We start from the raw sequence: 20,110 nt of genomic DNA, 5'->3' as shown, positions 1-20,110 counted from the left end.
AGGGAAGAAGAATGAACGGTGTTGAACATTTTGCGAATATGATTATGAAAGAAGCGTGCGCAGCGCAAGCATCAGATTTACATATCGTGCCGCGCCAAGAAGATGTAGTTATCCAATTACGTATTGGAAAGGATTTAATTACGAAACATTGTATTGAAAAAGAATTTGGAGAAAGGCTTGTTTCACATTTTAAATTTTTAGCATCTATGGATATAGGGGAAAGGCGTAAGCCACAAAACGGTTCATTATACTTACAGATTGATGGCCAAGAGGTGCACTTGCGGCTTTCTACACTTCCTACTGTATATCTAGAAAGTCTCGTCATTCGTTTACATCTACAAGCATCTATCCAACCGCTTTCTCACCTCTCTTTATTTCCAAGTTCAGCAAAAAAATTACTCTCTTTTTTACATCATTCTCATGGATTACTGGTTTTCACTGGACCGACTGGATCAGGAAAGACAACAACGATGTATGCTCTTTTAGAAGTGGCTAAAAAAGGACAAACGCGCCGAATTGTTACACTTGAGGACCCGGTTGAGAAAAGAAAGGATGGTCTGTTACAAATTCAAATTAATGAAAAGGCAGGTATCACATATACAACAGGTTTAAAAGCGATTTTACGACATGACCCCGACATTATTTTAGTTGGTGAAATTCGTGACGAAGAGACGGCAAAAGTAGCGGTGCGTGCAAGTTTGACGGGGCATTTAGTGATGACAACACTGCATACGAATGATGCAAAAGGGGCTGTATTACGTTTTATGGATTATGGGATTACAAGGCAAGAAATTGAGCAGTCGCTATTAGCTGTAGCAGCTCAGCGGCTTGTTGAGCTGAAATGTCCATTTTGTAAAGGGAAGTGCTCGCCTTTATGTAAAGCAATGCGTCAAGTACGGCAAGCAAGCATTTATGAGCTATTATATGGACATGAATTGAAACAAGCTATTCGCGAGGCGAATGGAGAACAGGTAACCTATCGTTATGAAACATTACAATCGTCAGTGAAAAAAGGCTATGCTTTAGGTTTTTTAGAAGAGGACGTTCATGTTTGAGAGAAAAGGATGGCGATTACATGAACAAGTTTTACTATTAAAAAGACTTGGAGAACTATTAGAAAAAGGATATTCGCTTTTACAAGCGTTGGAATTTTTGCAATTTCAATTATCACCTCAAAAGCGGTTGCAACTACAACATATTACGGAAGAATTAAAAAATGGAAAGAGTTTACATGATGCTTTTCATCAACTCATGTTTCATCCGGATATACTAAGCTATTTGTTTTATGCGCAGCGGCACGGTGATATTTCGTTTGCGTTGCAGCAAGGGAGTGTACTTCTTCATCGGAAGGATAAGTATCAAAAGGATATGATGAAAGTGCTCCGTTATCCGATTTTTTTATCTCTTTTTTTAATAGGGATTCTTGCAGTATTTAACCTTGTTTTACTTCCACAGTTTGAAATGTTATATAGCTCTTTACAGGCGTCCTCAGCTTCTTTTACGGATCAGATTATGTCTTTTATTCAAATGCTTCCGTATATCATTAGCGGATTTTTTCTCGTTATTATATGTGGAGCCTGTATATACGTATTTTATCTACGAAAACTTCCTCCCGTTCAAAGAGTAAATATTATAATTCGCATTCCTCTTGTCAAAACATTTCTCATCTTAAACAATTCTCATTATTTTTCTGTTCAATTGAGCGGATTACTACAAGGCGGATTGTCGGTACTTGAAGCCTTGAAGTTAATGGTCGAACAAAAACATCATCTGTTTTTTCAGCATGAAGCAGCTCGAATTGAAGAACGATTAATTGCAGGAGAACAATTAGATTTCATTATTATGAAGAGCGGTTACTATGAAAGCGAACTGTCTTATGTAATCGCTCATGGACAAATAAACGGAAGTTTAGCGACAGAACTTGGAGATTATAGTGAATTGATAATTGAAAAGATGGAGGGGAAAATTAACCGTATTTTGGTCATCATTCAACCGTTGTTATTTACATGTATTGGTATAATCGTTGTCCTTATGTATTTAGCGATGATTATGCCGATGTTTCAAATGATGAATTCTATTTAGGAGGCATTTGCATGAAGAATGAAAAAGGATTCACTCTTTTAGAAATGTTATTGGTCATGGTTGTTATCTCGGTGTTGCTGCTATTAATTATTCCGAACGTTATTAAGCAGCGTTCTGCTGTACAAGGAAAAGGGTGTGATGCGTACGTGAAATCTGTAGAAGCACAAGTACAAGCTTATCAATTACAAAACAATAAAATACCAACAGTAGATGATCTGGTGAAAGAAAAATATATTACCTCTGCAACATGTCCAAAAGGTGAACCGATTAATATTTCAAGTGATGATGGTGCGGTATCCGTTGGTAAATCGTGAAACAACATGGGTTTACATTATTAGAAATGCTTCTCGTTTTATTTATCATTTCTTTATTAAGTGTGATCACATACTTTAATGTTGCGCCGCTATACGAAAAGCAAAAGGTGGAGCAATTTCTAAAGCAATTTTCACAAGATATTTTGTATATGCAGCAGTTAGCGATAAGTCGCCAGAGTCATTATACATTACGATGGTTCAAGGAAAGACATTTGTATAGCATTGGAGAGTCTGGAGCAGAAAAACTCCTCCTCATTCGGGAGTACGACAGTGATATAAAGATTGATTTAAACACTTTTCCGAATCCAATGACTTATAACGCCAGAGGAAATATAAATCAAGGCGGTACAATTTTACTTTCTTATCGTACGCATACTTATGAAATTGTATTTCAACTTGGTAGAGGGAGATTTACGTATCGTGAAGTGCCAAAAAGGATCGGTCATGCTCGAAATGCTCGTAGCGTTAAGTTTGTTAATGATGGCAGTGTCACTGTTGCTTCCGCAAACATTACTCGTTATGCAAGAAAGAAAAAATATACAACTCCGTTATAAAGCGCAATTATTGCTGAAGAAGGAATCAGCATTATATATGTATCAAAATGAGCAGATGCGTTCAAAGGAAGAGAAGGTAGATAGCACCGTGTATTACACGTATTGGAAAGGAGAAGAAGTTTGTACAACTTGGAGGGATGTCAAACAAAGAAGGATGGAGCAATGTCGTCATGCAAAAAAATAAAAAGCGAGAAGCAGGATTTACATTATTAGAGATGATTTTATGTTTATTGTTCCTCTCTCTTTACTTTCTTCTGGTGCCACGTCTGCATAGTTTATTTATTGAGAAGCCGTATTCGAAGGAATTGAATTACTGGGAATGGGATGTGTTCATGGAACAAGTACAATTAGAATTTCGTGAAGTTCAACGAGGGAAAGTTGTATTACTGGAGAATGAAGTAAATGTTCTGCTGTTTCAACTAGGGAATGGTGATGTCGTAACGTATGAAGGATTAGATCATAATGTCGTGAGAAAAGTAAATAAGTTAGGAAGGGAAATTGCATTACAAAAGGTAAGTTCAATTTCTTATGAATTGACGCCTTATACGTTATCCATCCATGTGCAAGATATAAGCGGTAAAATGTATCATGGTGTAGCGACGCGTTATACGGTAATTGAGATGACAATATGAGAAAACAAGATGGTTTCGCCATGCCAGGAACATTGATTCTTCTTTTCTTACTATTTTCATTCTTTATATATGAAACGAATATGCTTCTATCCGATAAGAAATTTTACATCGAAGCAGAACAGAAATTTTTTCTTGAGGAAATTGCTGATCAGGCGGTTTCAGATATTAAGAAAGACTTACAGCAAAAAGACAAAAATGATACATTTTCATTTCTATATGAAAAAGGAGAAGCAAGGGGGCAATATGTATTTGAAAATGAAGTTGTTTTTGTTTCACTACAATGTGTGACGAAACAAAAACAATCTTATAAAGTGAGCTTTCAGTATAATAAAATAAGTAAAAATATTGTAAATTGGGCAGAAGGACGATGAAGTAATAGGTTACATTACGTTTTGTTCTGCATCATAGTTGCAGAGCAAAACGTTTTTTCTTATTTTGCCGAGAAATATACAAAATAAACAACATCTTTCGTTATAATACAAATAATAAATCATGATCTATCTAATAGAAGAGAGGAAATAAAATGAAATCTATTTACATAACAGGTTATATGGGGGCAGGAAAAACAACAATTGGAAAAGCATTAAGTAAAGAACTTGATATTGCTGTTGTAGATACAGATCAAAAAATTGAAGAGAAGCAAGGGAAGTTAATTCGCGATATTTTTGCAGAGGAAGGGGAAAATACATTCCGTCAATATGAAAGTGAAATGCTGCGCTCGTTATCAACGAGTAATATGATTATTACAACAGGTGGTGGCATCGTTGAACGTGCAGAGAATCGTCAGTGGATGAAAGAGAATGGGAAAGTTGTGTATTTATATTGTGATCCATATGTGATTGCAGAGCGCCTTCGTGAAGATACAACACGTCCTTTATTTCAAAAAGAAAATATAGAAGCATTTGTAAAGAAGTTTGAAAACCGCCGTGCATATTATGAAGAAGCGGATATACATATTGATACAACAAATAAGAGTGTAGAAGAGATTATGGAAGAACTGGAGAGAAAGATTAATGAATAAAAAAGTGGGCATACTAATCAAGTAGGGGTGATGATAATATGTCTACTAATGATTATGTGCGTTTTGTGACGCAACAATTTGTATCATATATGGATGCTCCAAAAGAGGATCGCAAGCAGAAGAAAGCACAGCGCCGTGCTGAAAAAGCGCCATTTTTAAACAGATGGTTTGGTATGATGCCACTTAGCGCTGCTTTATTTTACCAAAATGTAAAGAAGAGAAGAAAAAAATCAAGTTAATACAAATTGGAATGATTTACCGCTAGTAATGATACTAGGCGGTATAGTACAATTTTTTCGATGAGTGTATACTTGTCATCGATTCGACAGATCAACCTATAAAAATCCCCTTGTACATGTATTGTACAAGGGGATTTTTGCTACTGTCTGCAACTTAATAATACTTCCATCTCAAAATTTGGCGAAAGCATTGTCCANNCTCTAGCGGCTAGAATCTCCGGTCGTTTCGCCCCCTCGGACGAGGCAAAAAGCGTCTCTCTGCCCTTGGCGTGGGCGTCCTGCGATTCTGAGCAAGCCGCTTCCGCTTTTCTAAAGAAGTTAAGCGGGAGATGAACTGTCTGTAAAAGACCGATTGATGGAAATTTCACTTTATTGTACAGGTTCTTCCTTTTCTGTTACCAGATTTATTTTATTACTAACCCAAACAAATCCTACCCCGAGACAAATGGAAATGCCCCAACCAACTGCGGTCATAATAGCTCTCATTTCGCCATATCCATCTACTCCAAAAACAGAAATAAAATAGATTTTTAAAAAGCTTTTTGCAATGAACTGGAGACCGAAAAATAATGTTAAATATTGCAAGGCTGGATATATGCGTTTATCACGATAAAGAGCACGGCTTTCATTTCGGTCATGTCCTTGCAGTGCCGCGATATCGGCTGCGAAATATAACATGAGTGGTTTTTTAATAAAGATCGTGCAGATGACAATTAATCCGAGAACGATATGATAATATACGTCGTTCCAAAGCATACGCTCAGCAGAACCAGATAGTAAGTCAACTGTCGTGTTTGCGATAAGGGTAATGAGAATAAAGAACCCTGTCACATGGAATTGCTTTTCTTTTTTAAAGCAGTAAAGTGTATAAAGAATTCCCGGTACCGAGGAAATAAGCATTGCATAATAAGGATCAATATATGTTTTTGCGAATTTCCAAATGAGAAAAGGGAAGACGAGATAAAAGACAATATCGAATATAGCTTTTTTGTTTTGATTCATTGTAATCCTCCTTAAGTAATAGGTATATTTTACAATAGAATTTCTGAATATTGTACAATTTTAGTTGATAGTAAACATGTAATTACAGATGCCTTTGAAAATAAATATGTTTCTGCTTACTATATATTTGATAAAGAAGGTAAACTTCATCATTTCCAAGCAGGTGGAAGCGGTATGCCAATGCTTCGCAAACGTCTTGAGCGTGTGCTGAATGAAGCGTAAATGATCGCTTAGTGGAATGAAAATAAAAAAGATTGCCCCTAGCGTGGTAATTTTTTTTAGTATATAATAATTAAAACGCTTTCATTTTTGGAAAATTGTTCACAAAATTGACGAAAACATAAGTTATTCCTATTGTCATGTTGTTTTATAATGAAACTAATCACCTATACATGCATACAATATTGTGAAATAAATAACATAGATAATTTATATAAATGTAAACGTTATCAAAAAAGGGAGGTGGAGACCATGAGTAAATTTTTCTTTAATCATAATCCAGCAACATTAGAAGACGGAAGACTTGTAGAATATGCTGAAATTATTTATGGAGAAGGTGGCCGTTCTGTACTAGAAAATTTAATGGTGAAAGCATCTATCAGATTGCGTGATCGTTATCCGCACAAATCTGACGAACAGATCTCGCACCTCGTAAATCAAGGCTTACATGATATGTTTCAGAAATATGTGAAGGAATAAGAGGGGCGAAAAGCTTCTCTTATTTTTGTATAAGGATTGCTCCCCTAGCTGAAAATAAGAATGAATTTGAAAAGCGTAAGGGGTGAAAGAAATGAGTAATGGAGTAGGACGTTCGAAAAAGAATCTTCCAACAGACGCAAACCATGTCAGTGCAAAAGATCGAGAATATCAAAAGCGTATGACAGAAAAGCAGCAACAAGAGCACAATGATGGCAGAAAGTATAATGGGAAAATATAAGAAAAGCTCCTTCTCAAATGAAGGGGCTTTTCTTATGAAAGAAAATGATTAGCCGTAACATAGAAGAGACCACCATTTATAATTTGTATTGTAATACGAGGTTCATATTGCTCTTGTAGTGCTTGCTTTTCTATTTCGTAGCTTTCGGGAAGCTCTTCACTTTCTTCGTAAAATCGGTTTAGAAGCGCTAAATCATGATTCCAGCGTACCCGTGCTTCTTCAGCCCATGTATGATCATCTGCTGCGATAAGATTTTTTAATGCATCTTCTACTCGCTGCAATCCACTTTGTGGCTTAATAATTGGAGTAAGTGTAAAACTGAAGTCTGGTATTTTTGGCGTGAGTTGAATTTTCGCTAGTGTTTCATGAAAATTTGTAATCATCGTTCCAGAAATAAGATGAATCCCAATGGAATGAAGCATGTCTTTCTTTCGATCGCATTGATAACATACTTTTATATTAATACCAAGCCATGGGTGAAGTGGTGTATGAGTTGTGCCACCTGGATGCACTTCTTCAAATAAACGTATGTAGGAGCCGAGTTCTTTTGTTGTTTGAAAGATTTGATGCAAACGTGGAGAGCCGTAGTGAATCAGCTCACCTTCCTCTTCCTCACTCTCTGAATTTGTAATGAGAGTCAGGCGCATTGGGTTTGGTATGCCCCCAGTTTTCTCAAGATAATGCCAATAAAAAGGGCGATTCATTAATAATTTATCCATTTCAATTGTTAACTGTACATCTAATAAATGCGGGGAACGCCGCAAAATCTCGCAGTCGTTTGCTTCAAAAAAATTTTGTAAGTAATGATGAATTTCATGTTGCTGCATAGCCTTGCACCTCAGCTTCGTTTCGCTTTGCAAAGTCGATGATAGATGTTAAATTTTCCATCTTAATCCGAATCTCGCCTTCACTTTTTGACCCTGCAAAAATCTCTTGAATATGCGCATCGATATTTTTCATATTGATTCGCGTTAAAATTTCATCTAACTCACCGATGACCCGCTCAAATAAATTGATTTTTTCATACAGAAGTTTCAAAATATGTTCTTCTACTGTATGCTTTGTTGCTAAGTTATAAATGTGAACATCATTTTTTTGTCCAAGGCGATGAATACGTCCAATTCGTTGTTCGAGACGCATTGGATTCCAAGGTAAATCATAGTTAATCATATGACTACAAAATTGTAAGTTAATCCCTTCGCCGCCAGCTTCGGTTGCAATTAATACTTGTGCATGTTGTTGGAACAATTCTTTCATCCAATCTTTTTTTCCGCGTTTAAATCCACCGCGAAACGGGACAGACGAAATGCCATGTTGTTTTAAAAACCATTGTAAATACATTTGCGAAGCTCTGTATTCTGTAAAGATGACGACTTTATCATCAATTTCTTTTATAAGCTGTAATGCTTGATTTGCTTTTGAATTAAAAGGAATATGATTAATTTTATCCATTAAAACATCGATATAGGGATCTGGTATGTAATTTTCATTTTCTTTTTGTCTTTTTTCTACATGTTTTTTGAGTGAATAGTAAACAGCTTCCCGGCTACTACATACTTCTCGTTTTAAAGTTAAGGATGAAAAGGCAGAGGTAAAAGCGTCTTGTCCTTTCCAATGTTCAATTGCGTTGTATAGAGCTCGTTCTTCTTCATTAAAATCAACAAATATGGTTCGAACATGCCTTTTAGGCCACTCAATCCCTGTACCATTTCTCCGATTTCTTACCATTACTTTGTTAATAAGTGCTTTTAAATCCTCATCGGACTCTGCTGAACGATTTTTAGAAGCATAATATTCTTCGAAGTTAGATTGATTTCCTAAATGTCCTGGTTTTAATAAGGAAACAAGATTAAAGATTTCATCGATTTTGTTTTGGACAGGTGTTGCAGTTAGTAATAAACAAAACCTCTTTTTTAAACGCTGTGCAAATTCATAGTTTTTTGTTTTATTATTTTTGAGTTTATGTGCCTCATCAATAATGATGAGATCATATTCTAAGTTTAAAACGATATCACGGTGCGGAGAACGCTTCGCTGTATCAATGGATGAAACAATGACGTCAGCTTGTTCCCATGAGTAGCTTTTTCTCTGGGCAACAGCAGGAATAAAAAACTTTGTATTGAGTTCATATGCCCACTGTGAAACGAGGGAAGCTGGAACGAGTATAAGCACTTTTTTCACAAGACCGCGCACCATGTATTCTTTTAAAATAAGGCCCGCTTCAATTGTTTTTCCAAGTCCAACTTCATCTGCTAGTATCGCTTTTCCATTCATTTGTTCAATAACAGTTTGGGCTACTTCTAACTGATGAGGAAGCGGTGTGAAATGGGATAAATGTTTCGGGGCTTGTAAGCCATCAAATGTAGGGACAAGTAATGATTTTTCTGTTTTATAAGCTAAATCATATAGTTCCCAATTTGTCCAAGGGCCGTCTTCATCAATTCTTTTTAAAAAATTATTTTGCCATGTTCGATCTACGGAAATATCGACATTCATTGAAACTTTCCCCCTTCTGTAAACGAAAATGCTTATTGGTATATCCCTCACCCAAAACTTTCATTTCTAGCATTTTAAGGTAAAGTTTTTTTGGCAAGTGTGAGAATGAAAAATTCTAAATTATTTTTTATGCTAGAATATTGATGAAATAGATCGAAAAATGTTAGGATAATGGTGTGAAATGTGTGGAATCTTTCGTATTTTATCCAAGAAAGCACTTTTTTATTTACGCTTTCATAAAAAAATATATTGAGATTCCGTATATCCTATCTTTTCAGAATAAAAATGTTTAGATACGGGAAGCCAACTTTTATTGATTTGTCACAGACAGCATAAGGGGGAAAGAACATGATTACATTACAACGTACACCGCTATTTGATGTATACGCGAAGTATGGTGGAAAAACAATCGATTTTGGTGGTTGGGAATTACCAGTTCAATTCTCAAGCATTAAAGAAGAACATGAAGCTGTTCGCACAGCTGCAGGCCTGTTTGATGTATCTCATATGGGAGAAGTAGAAGTAACGGGTGCAGATAGTTTAGCATTTTTACAACGTGTTGTTACAAATGACGTATCTACCTTAAAGGTAGGGGGCGCACAATATACAGCAATGTGTTACGAAAATGGCGGTACAGTAGATGATTTATTAATCTATAAACGCGGTGAAGAAGACTACTTATTAGTAATCAATGCATCGAATATCGAAAAAGATTACGAGTGGTTAGCAAGTCATGTTATTGGCGATACGAAAGTAGTCAATGTTTCTAGTGAAATTGCACAGCTTGCAATTCAAGGACCAAAAGCAGAAGGCATTTTACAAAAAGTTGTGTCAGAAGATTTGAAAGAAATTAAGTTCTTTAAATTTAAAAACGATGTTCTTGTAGATGGTATTCCTGCACTTGTATCTCGTACAGGTTACACAGGTGAAGACGGGTTTGAAATTTATTGCAAGAGTGAAGATGCTACGAAACTTTGGGAGAAACTTCTTGAAGTTGGAGCAGAAGACGGCTTAAAACCATGTGGTTTAGGAGCGCGTGATACACTTCGTTTTGAAGCAACACTTCCACTTTATGGTCAAGAACTATCGAAAGATATTACACCAATTGAAGCTGGAATCGGTTTTGCTGTAAAAACAAACAAAGAGGCAGATTTCTTTGGAAAAGAAACATTAAAAGAATACAAAGAAAACGGTGCACCTCGTAAATTAGTCGGCATCGAAGTAATTGAACGCGGTATTCCTCGTACACACTATCCTGTATATGTAGGAGAAGAAAAAATCGGGGAAGTAACAAGTGGTACACAATCTCCAACGTTAAAGAAAAGTATTGGTTTAGCATTAGTTGATGTAAAATACGCAGCAGTTGATACAGAAGTAGAAATTGAGATTCGTAATAAACGCGTCAAAGCAGTAGTTGTTCCAACACCATTTTACAAACGTTCAAAGTAACGGGGAGAGGGGTAGATTTCATGTTGCATCGTTATCTTCCAATGACAGAAGAAGACAAAAAAGAAATGTTACAAACGATCGGCGTTCAAACGATCGATGAATTATTTTCTGATATTCCAGAAAGTGTTCGTTTCAAAGGGGAATTAAACATTAAACAAGCGAAATCAGAACCAGAACTTTTAAAAGAACTGTCTGAGCTTGCTGGTAAAAATGCAAATTTAAAAGAATATGCTTCATTCTTAGGAGCAGGTGTATACGATCATTATGCGCCAGTAATTGTTGATCATGTTCTTTCTCGTTCAGAATTTTATACAGCTTATACACCATACCAACCTGAAATTTCACAAGGGGAATTACAAGCAATCTTTGAATTCCAAACAATGATTTGTGAATTGACAGGAATGGATGTAGCAAACTCCTCTATGTATGACGGAGGTACAGCGTTAGCAGAGGCGGCAATGCTAGCAGCAGGTCATACTCGCAAAAAGAAAATTCTTGTTTCTAAAGCAGTTCATCCGGAATCAAGAGCAGTGCTTGAAACATATGCAAAAGGTCAACATCTTGAAGTTGTTGAAATTGATTATAAAGACGGTATAACAGATTTAAATGTATTACAAAGTGAAGTAGATGATACTGTTGCTTGCGTAATCGTTCAATATCCAAACTTCTTTGGACAAGTGGAGAAATTAGCTGATATTGAGAAAATCGTTCATCAGCAAAAATCATTGTTTATCGTTTCTTCCAATCCGTTATCATTAGGTGCATTAACACCACCAGGTAAATTTGGTGCTGATATTGTAATTGGTGATGCACAACCATTTGGTATCCCAACACAGTTTGGTGGACCACACTGCGGTTATTTTGCAACAACGAAAGCATTTATGCGTAAAATCCCAGGACGTCTTGTTGGACAAACTGTGGATTCAGATGGTAAACGTGGCTTCGTTTTAACATTACAAGCTCGTGAACAACACATTCGTCGTGATAAAGCGACATCTAACATTTGTTCAAACCAAGCATTAAATGCATTAGCAGCGTCTGTTGCAATGACGGCACTTGGTAGACAAGGTGTGAAAGAAATGGCACGTCAAAACATTTCTAAAGCACAATATGCAAAACGTCAATTTGAAGCAAAAGGTTTCAAAGTAACATTTGCTGGACCATTCTTCAATGAGTTTGTTGTCGATTGCAAACGTCCAGTACAAGAAGTAAATGATGCATTAATTCAAAAGAATATAATTGGTGGTTATGACTTAGGTCGTGATTATAAAGAATTAACAAATCATATGCTTTTAGCGGTAACAGAACTTCGCACAAAAGAAGAAATTGACACACTTGTAAACGAAATGGGGGCTATCCAATGAAGAACCAAGACCAAGCACTTATTTTTGAAATGAGTAGAGAAGGACGCGTAGGATATAGCTTACCCCAATTAGATGTAGAAGAAGTAAAGTTAGAGGATGTGTTTGAGAGCGATTATATTCGTACTGAAGATGCAGAGCTTCCAGAAGTGTCTGAACTCGATATTATGCGCCATTACACAGCGCTTTCAAATCGTAACCACGGCGTTGATTCTGGATTCTATCCACTAGGATCTTGTACGATGAAGTACAATCCAAAGATCAATGAAAACGTGGCACGTTTCCCAGGCTTTGCACACATTCATCCACTTCAAGATGAAAAGACAGTGCAAGGTGCAATGGAATTAATGTACGATTTACAAGAACATTTAATCGAAATTACAGGTATGGATACTGTTACACTTCAACCAGCTGCTGGTGCACATGGCGAATGGACAGGATTAATGTTAATCCGTGCATACCATGAAGCAAATGGTGACCATAACCGTACAAAAGTTATTGTTCCTGACTCTGCGCATGGAACAAATCCAGCATCTGCAACAGTAGCAGGATTTGAAACAATTACGGTAAAATCAAATGAAAATGGTCTTGTTGACTTAGAAGACTTAAAACGTGTTGTGAATGAAGAAACAGCAGCACTTATGTTAACAAATCCCAATACACTTGGTTTATTTGAAGAAAACATTTTAGAAATGGCGGAAATCGTTCATAATGCAGGTGGTAAATTGTATTATGATGGCGCAAACTTAAATGCAGTATTAAGTCAAGCGCGCCCAGGAGATATGGGATTTGACGTTGTACATTTAAATCTTCATAAAACATTTACAGGTCCGCACGGCGGCGGTGGTCCAGGTTCTGGTCCAGTAGGTGTGAAAGCTGATTTAATTCCATTTTTACCAAAACCAGTTTTAGAGAAAACAGAAAATGGTTATCACTTTAACTACGATCGTCCACAAGCAATTGGACGCGTGAAACCATTCTATGGAAACTTTGGTATCAATGTTCGTGCTTATACGTATATTCGTTCTATGGGTCCAGATGGGCTGCGCGCAGTAACAGAATATGCTGTATTAAATGCAAACTATATGATGAGAAGATTAGCACCGTTCTATGATCTTCCATTTGATAGACATTGTAAGCATGAATTTGTATTATCAGGTCGTCGTCAAAAGAAACTTGGTGTACGTACACTAGATATTGCAAAACGCCTGCTTGATTTTGGCTACCATCCACCAACAATTTACTTCCCATTAAATGTGGAAGAGTGTATCATGATTGAGCCAACAGAAACAGAGTCAAAAGAAACATTAGACGGTTTCATTGATAAGATGATTCAAATTGCAAAAGAAGCAGAAGAAAATCCAGAAGTTGTACAAGAGGCACCACATACGACGGTAATTAAACGTCTAGATGAAACAATGGCTGCTCGTAAACCAGTTTTACGTTATCAAAAGCCAGCTCCTGTACAAGTTTGATTGAAGAGGAAAAAGAACTCGCTATGAGCGGGTTCTTTTTTTATGGAGAAATGGTGCAGAAGTTATGAAAATAATGTTAAAAATTTATATTTTTTGTGTGACATTGCAGTAAAAAGGGAGTTTCTTAGGCGTTTTTGTTGAAAAAGTCGGTTTGATAAAATTGTGTATTTTTGTTAGAATTTTATTGAAATTAAGAGGGTGTAATGAGGCAGAAGTAACTCATTTTTACGTATATGTGAAAAAACAAACAAGGTGGGTGAAAGCATGGGTTATAAATGTTATAGGATGGTATACTATTTGGAAAATGGAGAGACGATTAAAGACATAAAAGAATTTTGTTATCGAGATCATGGGAAAATGTTAGAACGTGTAGCACATCGTGTGATGGACAATGAAGAGGTAACAGCGATTGATAAACAAGGAACGATCATTTCGATAGCTTGTGATGACATCATAAAGGTAGAACTTGATTACATACAAGAAAGTTAGCCTTGAGTCATATCGAATTATTCGATAAAATATACTGTTGAATGGTGAAGTGAGAAGAGAGGAGTTTATCATGGGTAGTACAAGACACTTTTATATGTTTATTTTGGCATTTGTACTTGTTGCGGCATTAACGATTTATTTAATTGTTGATAGCAGCTGGTACAATGCGGTGCATCCGGCATTTCTTATTTTTATGTATGTAGGAATTGCGGTTGTTAGCTTTGGGATGAGAGATGAAATGCTAGATCGCTTTGAAAAGTGATACATATATAGAAGACCAACAGGAAAATGTTGGTCTTTTTTTCTTGCAAAAAATAGGACACTGTGCATATACTGTATATATGAAGTATACACAGTATATACACAGTGGAGGAAAACATGAATATTATTATTTCAAATTCTTCCCCAGACCCTATTTATGAGCAAATTAGTAAGCAATTGCGGCAGCTTATTTTAAATGGTGGTTTAAAGGGTGGAGATCAATTGCCGTCTATCCGCAGCTTAGCGAAAGAACTACAAATTAGTGTAATTACGACGAAACGAGCATATGAAGAGCTTGAAAAAGAAGGTTATATTGAAACTGTTGCGGGAAAAGGGACGTATGTCTCCGTGCAAAATAACGAGCTGATACGCGAACAAAGATTGCGCTTATTAGAAAGTAAAGCGGAAGAGATCGTAAATGAAAGTAAATTTTTGCAGCTTTCACTGGAAGAATTACAACAGATGATTGCGTTTCTATATAAGGGGGAATAAGAGCCATGTTAGAGTTAAAAAACGTTTGTAAAAACTATCAAGATTTTTCAGTGAGAAATGTAAGTTTTACATTGCCACGTGGATATATTATGGGATTTGTCGGGCCAAATGGTGCCGGGAAAAGTACGACCATTAAAATGATTATGAATTTAATAAGACGAAATAGTGGGGATATTATCATTTTCGGTAAGGACAATCAAAAAGCAGAAAAAGAAATTAAGCAAAATATCGGATTTGTATACGATGAAAATCACTACTACGAAGATTTAACATGTGAACAAATGAAGAAGATTATTGCACCTTTATATAAGAATTGGGATGAAGCGCAATATCAAACATATATGGAGAGATTACAAGTTCCAAAAAGCAAAAAGATTAAGCAACTATCAAAAGGGATGAAAATGAAATTTGCGATTTGCGATGGCATTATCACATCATGCGGAGCTCATCATTATGGATGAACCAACATCAGGATTAGATCCTGTTGTCCGTAGTGAACTGCTCGATATGCTGCAAGAAATTGTAATGGAAGAAGAAATATCTGTATTATTTTCGACGCACATTACAACAGACTTAGAGCGTATTGCGGATTATATTACGTTCATAAACGAAGGAGAAATCGTCTTTACAGGCGAGAAAGATGAGATATTAGAAAATCATGTAATCGTAAAAGGAAGCAATGATTTATTAGATCCAGAAGGGAAAGAACTCTTTATCGGAATACGTAAAAATAAATTTGGTTTTGAAGGATTGGCTAAGGATAAACAAGCGATTGAAGATTGGTTTGGGAGTGAAGTTGTGCTAGAAAAGCCGACTTTAGATGATATTGTTGTTTATACGGCGAAGGGGAGAAGAGTTAATGCGTCAGCTTGTGTTTAAAGATTTATATTTTCTAAGGGCTATGTGGATATTCTATTTAGGATTTTCAACATTCCTTTTTATCTCTAATTTATCTGATTCATCGGTTTTTGCTGCAAGTTGCCTAGTATCAACATTAGCATCTCTTATATTAACTATGGCACAAGATGAAAAGAATGATAGTGAAAAACTTTTAAATAGTTTACCTCTAGAAAGAAGAGAGATAGTTATAGCGAAATATATAGTTATTTCAATGGTAGCGATTATAGCTATCTTAGTGACATTAGCCGTTGTTTGGATGATAAGGGGTCTGACTACAATTGAAGATATCGCTTTATACCATCCGTATCTCTATATTGAACTTCCATGGTATACAGTGTTAAAAGGTATAGCAGCTCCATTCTTATATGCCGCATTTTTCTTACCTGTTTATTATAGTACAGATTCAAAAATATTACGTGGTGTATTAGCGATACTCATCGTATTGCCTTTAATTATTATTAGTTTGTTTATAGATGGTAGTCAATATGGTGTGGAGGCCTCATTTGGTGATTGGATTTCAAATATGTCAAATGTAGGGATATGTATAGTAGGGGCAATAGGATTAATGGCTCTATATATAATTTCCATGTTTACAGCAATCAGACTATATGAAAAAAGAGATGTGTAAAGGGGGAGAGTTATGAGACAGCTCATTTGGAAAGAATTTTTCTTACAGCGAAAAGTTTTTATCCTCTATCTGATATTGCCTATTTATTGCGCTATAAAACAGTTTATTGAACCGTTTCAGATAGCAATTCCTTGCTTCACAACTTGTTTTCTATCAGGATATTTGAAAATAGGGAGCTTTAATGTAACAGATTTAATATACTATATCATCAATTTAATTATAATGATACACAGATATTAAGTGATAATGTTAGGAGTTGTAAAAAGTGGTGCAACAACTAGTTTTAAAAGATTGTATCTTACAACGAAAAATAAGTATTTTGTATCTTTTATATCCTGGTTTATTACTGTTAATCAATTTTAAAAATGAGAGTCTTATAACGATTTGTTGTCTAACTATTCCGCTAGTTGGAACGATGTTTTCTTCTAGTCAGGAAGAAAAAAATAATAGCGAGAAGGTACTAAATAGCTTGCCATTTAAGCGAAAAGAGATTGTAATGGCGAAGTATATATTTTCTAGTTTACTCATTTTAATTGGAATTATTTTAGGAAGTATGATAGGGAGCATTCAATTACGGTACGGAATATCTCATATGGATGTATTTATTGTATGGTGTACGGTTCTTGGGGGTATTACTGGAGCGGTTGTTTATGTAAGTCTTGCTTTGCCCTTAGTTTTTTCAATAGGACATAGTAAAGCTAAGAATATTGCACCTTTTATTGGCGGTTTCCTTGCTTTTCTCAGTGGTTCAATAGTCAAAAATTTATGGACTAATCAGGCTAATGAATGGGCTTTTAATTTTACAGTAAATATTATTTTTGTAGCTGTACTTGTGCTTTTTTATATTGTATCTATGTGGTTATCAATCAGTTTGTATAAAGAACGTGATTTATAAAAGAAAGAGGGGAGGGTTATATGAAGCAACTTATCATAAAAGATTTTATCGTACAAAGGAATTTCTTCATTTGGTACATTATATATCCTTTTTTATTCTATATGGCGACGCACGATAACCAGAGTACATTCACACTTACGACAGTTATTATTCCAGTTATGATAATCATGAGAACGTTTTATAGTGATGAAAAAAATGAAAGCGAAAAGATGTTTACTAGTCTGCCGATATGTAGAAAACAAATGATATGGGCAAAGTATATGTTTGCACTGACTATTCTAATAATCAGTGTAATTATTGCTTACTTTACAGTGGGTGTTCAGCTGAGAATGGAGACAGTGAATTTTATAAAAATGACAGTTGTACCTAGTATGAGTCTTAGTTTCATTATTTTTAGTTTCATGTTGCCAATATATTTTATGCTAGGTTATCAAAAAACATTTATTATGACCTTAGTTATTTTAATAGCGCCGATATTTATTCTTGAGGTTTTCTTTAAAATAAATATTAAGCAGGCAAGCTTTAATAGCGTTTTCTTATTTGTGGGTGCAATTTGTATGATGTTTTTATCAATGTTAGTTTGTACGAAGTTATACGAACGAAGAGATCTATAGAGAGGGCAAGAGAAGATGAGGAAAATCATGAGGTTTTATTCATCAGAAACGAATAGGAACAACATTATATAGTTATGCTTGCATCTCTTTCAGTACTTACACATCGATTGTTCGGAACGGCTTTGTAACAATAGGAATTCTTCTTATTGAAAAAGGTGTCTTATCAAAAGACACCTTCTTCAAGAGGAGAAATAATACAAGAGTAACTGGTAAACAGAAACGGTGCTCGGCATATCTTTTGGTGTATGTAATATAAGGCTGAAACATATAACAAAGAAAAGAAATAAGAAAAATAACAATAGGATATGTTTATGTATAGAATTTTGCATATAATCAGCTCCTTTATGTGTAGTATGTCCAAAAGAAGGGTGGGTATGAAATTTTCTAGGGGGGGAAGTATGATGAAACAACAAAAGCTAAAAAGAAAAATGTTATTAGGAATCGGATCAATATTATTCTCTTTTGGACTTATATTGTCAAATGTTTACTCGGACATTCAAGTGTTTCCAAATATGAATAAAGGTATCGGTATGAGTGTTTTGATTGTTGGGATACTATGCCTTATCGCATCAAATTTTTATAGAAAATCTACCCCTATTAGGTAAATACGAAAAAGGACAGTTACTTCTTTTCAGAAGAACTGTCCTTTTTAAATAGTTTGTTCCAAAGTTTGGCGATATTCCAAATAATAATGATTATAATCGATGCAATAATTGACCAAGCGATGGATGCAACTTCAAGTGCCATGTTGGGAAGGAATGTAAGAATAGCGATTACTTTATGAAATAGCCATTCTATAATATGAAAGCCTACTTGTAGTAGAATAACGATTCCAATTATAATCCCTGTTAGGATTTGTTTCCCTTTTTCTTTCCACATGACATTCACCTCACGTTAGCTCATTAATTTTAGGCCAACTGCACCGCATAAAATGCAGCTTAAAAAGGCAAGGCGACGCCAATCAGCTGATTCGCCGAAAACCAAGATGCCGAGAAGTGCACTTCCGGCAGTTCCAATTCCAGTCCAAATCGCGTAAGCTGTTCCCATCGGTAATGAGTTCATTGCAAGTGATAAGAAGAAGAAGCTTACACCGAAGTTGGCAATCAAAATAAGTTTTGGTGCCCAGCCTTTCTTTTTCGTGGCTACTTTCATAAACAGTACACCAAGAATCTCACAAATACCAGCAATAATTAAAAATACCCATGCCATTTTATGCAGCCTCCTTCTCTTCTTGTTCACCCGTTACTCGTTTTAAACCAATTACTCCAAAGAAAATTAAAGCGATAAATAGAATTTTTACAATGGAAAAAGGTTCTCCGAAGATGAAAATCTCTGTAAGAACGATTCCGCCAGCTCCAATTCCTGTGAACACAGCGTATACAGTTCCGACAGGTAAATCTTTATAAGCTTTAAACAATAGGACAAAACTAATTGCGATTATAAGAGCGACACCAATCCATTCAATTGGTGTTGTTGCGTGTTTGAGTCCAATTACCCAAAAAATTTCAATAATGCCAGCTACAATTACATAAATCCATGCCATATATTATTTCTCCTTCCTACCAGTCGTTAGGTAAAGGGCTGAAAAACGACGCATCGCTAAGTAAGCAATCCGTCATTTTGAAAGGCCGCTCCAAAATACTTTCCAAGAGGCGTTTAAGCGGGTCTTAAAGCGATTTAAACCTGCGAATAATAGTTCAACCATAAGACCGTCAATTAAGCATAAATAAGCCTCTAAAGCGTCTTTTATTTCAATGTTATGCAGTTCACCTTGCTCATTTGCTCGTTTGAATACAGGAAATAAAAGTTTTCTGATGTTTTCAATATGAGCATTTGCTTTTTCAATAATTTGCTTGCGAAATGCATCGGGAGGAAAATAAGAAGTGCGTAACCAAAACATTGATTCTTCACTTTCACCAAATCGTTTTGCGTAACCTTTTAATAAGTTTACAAGCAATGCCTCAGTAGATGATTCTGAAAATTTTTCTATGTCATCTGTAAAGCATTGTAAATCTTTGTGCAGAGCTGATTCTAAGCAGATAAAATATAATTCTTCTTTTCCCTTAAAGTGTGCGTAAATCGATGGTTTTTTAATCCCGACTTCTTGAGCAATATTTGCTAATGAAGTCCCTTCATAGCCGTAGCGTGCGAAATGAGAAAGTGCTACAGCTTTAATGCGGTTTGCTGTCATTTTCATCCCCTACCTACCGTTCGTTAGGTCCATTATAAAAGAGAATAAACATAAAGTCAATGAGGCAAATGATTGAAA

At 35.6% G+C, this 20,110-nt stretch carries 27 protein-coding genes and 3 pseudogenes; 23 read left to right on the top strand and 7 right to left on the bottom strand.

Features of this window, described 5'->3' with window-relative positions:
- Positions 1-11: 11 nt before the first annotated feature.
- The 9 genes and pseudogenes from comGA to COO03_RS09200 all read left to right on the top strand — a co-directional run bounded on the left by comGA (position 12) and on the right by COO03_RS09200 (position 4,842).
- Positions 12-1,055: a competence type IV pilus ATPase ComGA gene (comGA, locus tag COO03_RS09240; protein ID WP_097896886.1), complete on the top strand. Its 1,044-nt coding sequence runs from the start codon at positions 12-14 to the stop codon at positions 1,053-1,055.
- Positions 1,048-2,082 (top strand): competence type IV pilus assembly protein ComGB, encoded by a 1,035-nt coding sequence (comGB, locus tag COO03_RS09235; protein ID WP_097896885.1) that lies wholly within the window; start codon positions 1,048-1,050, stop codon positions 2,080-2,082. Before comGA ends, comGB begins: the two co-directional genes overlap by 8 nt.
- Positions 2,083-2,093: 11 nt before the next feature.
- Complete coding sequence (comGC, locus tag COO03_RS09230; RefSeq protein WP_097896884.1) at positions 2,094-2,396, top strand: competence type IV pilus major pilin ComGC; 303 nt, start codon at positions 2,094-2,096, stop codon at positions 2,394-2,396.
- Positions 2,393-2,836, top strand: a pseudogene (gene comGD / locus COO03_RS09225) (competence type IV pilus minor pilin ComGD); the annotation flags it as partial. The gene comGC and the pseudogene comGD, both read left to right, overlap by 4 nt.
- Complete coding sequence (gene comGE / locus COO03_RS27525) at positions 2,817-3,134, top strand: competence type IV pilus minor pilin ComGE (protein WP_230322439.1); 318 nt, start codon at positions 2,817-2,819, stop codon at positions 3,132-3,134. The pseudogene comGD and the gene comGE, both read left to right, overlap by 20 nt.
- Positions 3,121-3,582 (top strand): competence type IV pilus minor pilin ComGF, encoded by a 462-nt coding sequence (gene comGF, locus COO03_RS09215; protein ID WP_097896881.1) that lies wholly within the window; start codon positions 3,121-3,123, stop codon positions 3,580-3,582. The genes comGE and comGF overlap by 14 nt, the downstream gene beginning before the upstream one ends.
- Positions 3,579-3,953, top strand: coding sequence for a competence type IV pilus minor pilin ComGG (gene comGG, locus COO03_RS09210; RefSeq protein ID WP_097896880.1), 375 nt, complete (start codon positions 3,579-3,581; stop codon positions 3,951-3,953). The genes comGF and comGG overlap by 4 nt, the downstream gene beginning before the upstream one ends.
- 152 nt (positions 3,954-4,105) lie before the next feature.
- Positions 4,106-4,603, top strand: coding sequence for a shikimate kinase (locus COO03_RS09205; RefSeq protein ID WP_097896879.1), 498 nt, complete (start codon positions 4,106-4,108; stop codon positions 4,601-4,603).
- Between the two features lie 38 nt (positions 4,604-4,641).
- Positions 4,642-4,842: a YqzE family protein gene (locus COO03_RS09200; protein ID WP_097896878.1), complete on the top strand. Its 201-nt coding sequence runs from the start codon at positions 4,642-4,644 to the stop codon at positions 4,840-4,842.
- Between the two features lie 369 nt (positions 4,843-5,211).
- Here the strand turns inward: COO03_RS09200 and COO03_RS09190 are convergent, their stop codons facing one another.
- On the bottom strand, positions 5,212-5,844 hold the full coding sequence (locus COO03_RS09190) for a VC0807 family protein (RefSeq protein ID WP_097896876.1): 633 nt from the start codon (positions 5,842-5,844) through the stop codon (positions 5,212-5,214).
- A 57-nt stretch (positions 5,845-5,901) separates the two neighbouring features.
- Between COO03_RS09190 and COO03_RS09185 the strand changes: the two are divergent.
- The 3 genes and pseudogenes from COO03_RS09185 to COO03_RS26955 all read left to right on the top strand — a co-directional run.
- Positions 5,902-6,066 (top strand): annotated as a pseudogene (locus COO03_RS09185) (TlpA family protein disulfide reductase); the annotation flags it as partial.
- 249 nt (positions 6,067-6,315) lie between these two features.
- Positions 6,316-6,543 carry a hypothetical protein gene (locus COO03_RS09180; RefSeq protein WP_016116307.1) on the top strand — a complete coding sequence of 76 codons (228 nt, stop codon included), beginning with the start codon at positions 6,316-6,318 and terminating at the stop codon, positions 6,541-6,543.
- Positions 6,544-6,634: 91 nt separating this feature from the next.
- The gene (locus tag COO03_RS26955; RefSeq protein ID WP_000064866.1) at positions 6,635-6,781 is read left to right on the top strand and encodes a hypothetical protein; all 147 of its coding nucleotides are present in this window, start codon (positions 6,635-6,637) and stop codon (positions 6,779-6,781) included.
- Between the two features lie 32 nt (positions 6,782-6,813).
- Here the strand turns inward: COO03_RS26955 and COO03_RS09170 are convergent, their stop codons facing one another.
- Both COO03_RS09170 and COO03_RS09165 read right to left on the bottom strand, forming a co-directional pair.
- A complete protein-coding gene (locus COO03_RS09170; protein ID WP_097896874.1) occupies positions 6,814-7,608 on the bottom strand; it encodes a YqhG family protein in 795 nt (264 codons plus the stop codon).
- On the bottom strand, positions 7,595-9,277 hold the full coding sequence (locus COO03_RS09165; RefSeq protein ID WP_097896873.1) for a DEAD/DEAH box helicase: 1,683 nt from the start codon (positions 9,275-9,277) through the stop codon (positions 7,595-7,597). Before COO03_RS09165 ends, COO03_RS09170 begins: the two co-directional genes overlap by 14 nt.
- 348 nt (positions 9,278-9,625) lie before the next feature.
- Here COO03_RS09165 and gcvT point away from each other — a divergent pair, with 348 nt between their 5' ends.
- The 11 genes and pseudogenes from gcvT (at position 9,626) to COO03_RS09100 (ending at position 18,446) form a co-directional block, all read left to right on the top strand.
- Entirely contained in the window at positions 9,626-10,726 is a 1,101-nt protein-coding gene (gene gcvT / locus COO03_RS09160; protein ID WP_097896872.1) for a glycine cleavage system aminomethyltransferase GcvT, read from the top strand.
- A 20-nt stretch (positions 10,727-10,746) separates the two neighbouring features.
- Positions 10,747-12,090, top strand: coding sequence for an aminomethyl-transferring glycine dehydrogenase subunit 1 (gene gcvPA / locus COO03_RS09155; RefSeq protein WP_097896871.1), 1,344 nt, complete (start codon positions 10,747-10,749; stop codon positions 12,088-12,090).
- On the top strand, positions 12,087-13,562 hold the full coding sequence (gene gcvPB / locus COO03_RS09150; RefSeq protein ID WP_097896870.1) for an aminomethyl-transferring glycine dehydrogenase subunit 2: 1,476 nt from the start codon (positions 12,087-12,089) through the stop codon (positions 13,560-13,562). Before gcvPA ends, gcvPB begins: the two co-directional genes overlap by 4 nt.
- A 264-nt stretch (positions 13,563-13,826) precedes the next feature.
- Positions 13,827-14,051 (top strand): DUF3929 family protein, encoded by a 225-nt coding sequence (locus COO03_RS09145; RefSeq protein WP_097896869.1) that lies wholly within the window; start codon positions 13,827-13,829, stop codon positions 14,049-14,051.
- Between the two features lie 70 nt (positions 14,052-14,121).
- The gene (locus COO03_RS09140) at positions 14,122-14,313 is read left to right on the top strand and encodes a hypothetical protein (protein WP_141523177.1); all 192 of its coding nucleotides are present in this window, start codon (positions 14,122-14,124) and stop codon (positions 14,311-14,313) included.
- A gap of 116 nt (positions 14,314-14,429) precedes the next feature.
- Positions 14,430-14,804 (top strand): GntR family transcriptional regulator, encoded by a 375-nt coding sequence (locus COO03_RS09135; protein WP_097896867.1) that lies wholly within the window; start codon positions 14,430-14,432, stop codon positions 14,802-14,804.
- A gap of 5 nt (positions 14,805-14,809) precedes the next feature.
- Positions 14,810-15,683 (top strand): annotated as a pseudogene (locus COO03_RS09130) (ABC transporter ATP-binding protein).
- On the top strand, positions 15,664-16,332 hold the full coding sequence (locus COO03_RS09125; protein ID WP_170958152.1) for an ABC-2 transporter permease: 669 nt from the start codon (positions 15,664-15,666) through the stop codon (positions 16,330-16,332). The pseudogene COO03_RS09130 and the gene COO03_RS09125 overlap by 20 nt, the downstream one beginning before the upstream one ends.
- A gap of 265 nt (positions 16,333-16,597) precedes the next feature.
- Positions 16,598-17,227 (top strand): ABC-2 transporter permease, encoded by a 630-nt coding sequence (locus tag COO03_RS09115; protein ID WP_097896865.1) that lies wholly within the window; start codon positions 16,598-16,600, stop codon positions 17,225-17,227.
- A gap of 20 nt (positions 17,228-17,247) precedes the next feature.
- Positions 17,248-17,841: an ABC-2 transporter permease gene (locus tag COO03_RS09110; protein ID WP_097896864.1), complete on the top strand. Its 594-nt coding sequence runs from the start codon at positions 17,248-17,250 to the stop codon at positions 17,839-17,841.
- 401 nt (positions 17,842-18,242) lie between these two features.
- Positions 18,243-18,446 (top strand): hypothetical protein, encoded by a 204-nt coding sequence (locus COO03_RS09100; RefSeq protein ID WP_097897060.1) that lies wholly within the window; start codon positions 18,243-18,245, stop codon positions 18,444-18,446.
- A gap of 16 nt (positions 18,447-18,462) precedes the next feature.
- Here COO03_RS09100 and COO03_RS09095 read toward each other — a convergent pair whose 3' ends face one another.
- The 4 genes from COO03_RS09095 to COO03_RS09080 form a co-directional block, all read right to left on the bottom strand.
- On the bottom strand, positions 18,463-18,720 hold the full coding sequence (locus COO03_RS09095) for a DUF3975 family protein (protein ID WP_097896862.1): 258 nt from the start codon (positions 18,718-18,720) through the stop codon (positions 18,463-18,465).
- 15 nt (positions 18,721-18,735) lie between these two features.
- On the bottom strand, positions 18,736-19,050 hold the full coding sequence (locus COO03_RS09090) for a DMT family transporter (RefSeq protein ID WP_097896861.1): 315 nt from the start codon (positions 19,048-19,050) through the stop codon (positions 18,736-18,738).
- Between the two features lies 1 nt (position 19,051).
- Positions 19,052-19,384: a DMT family transporter gene (locus tag COO03_RS09085; protein ID WP_097896860.1), complete on the bottom strand. Its 333-nt coding sequence runs from the start codon at positions 19,382-19,384 to the stop codon at positions 19,052-19,054.
- A gap of 72 nt (positions 19,385-19,456) precedes the next feature.
- Positions 19,457-20,038 carry a TetR/AcrR family transcriptional regulator gene (locus tag COO03_RS09080; RefSeq protein WP_141523176.1) on the bottom strand — a complete coding sequence of 194 codons (582 nt, stop codon included), beginning with the start codon at positions 20,036-20,038 and terminating at the stop codon, positions 19,457-19,459.
- Between the last annotated feature and the right edge of the window lie 72 nt (positions 20,039-20,110).

The organism is Bacillus sp. AFS098217 (assembly GCF_002551815.1).
Classification (GTDB): domain Bacteria; phylum Bacillota; class Bacilli; order Bacillales; family Bacillaceae_G; genus Bacillus_A.
The sequence above is the reverse complement of the archived record's forward strand: the minus strand, read 5'-3'. Positions and strand labels throughout refer to the sequence as shown.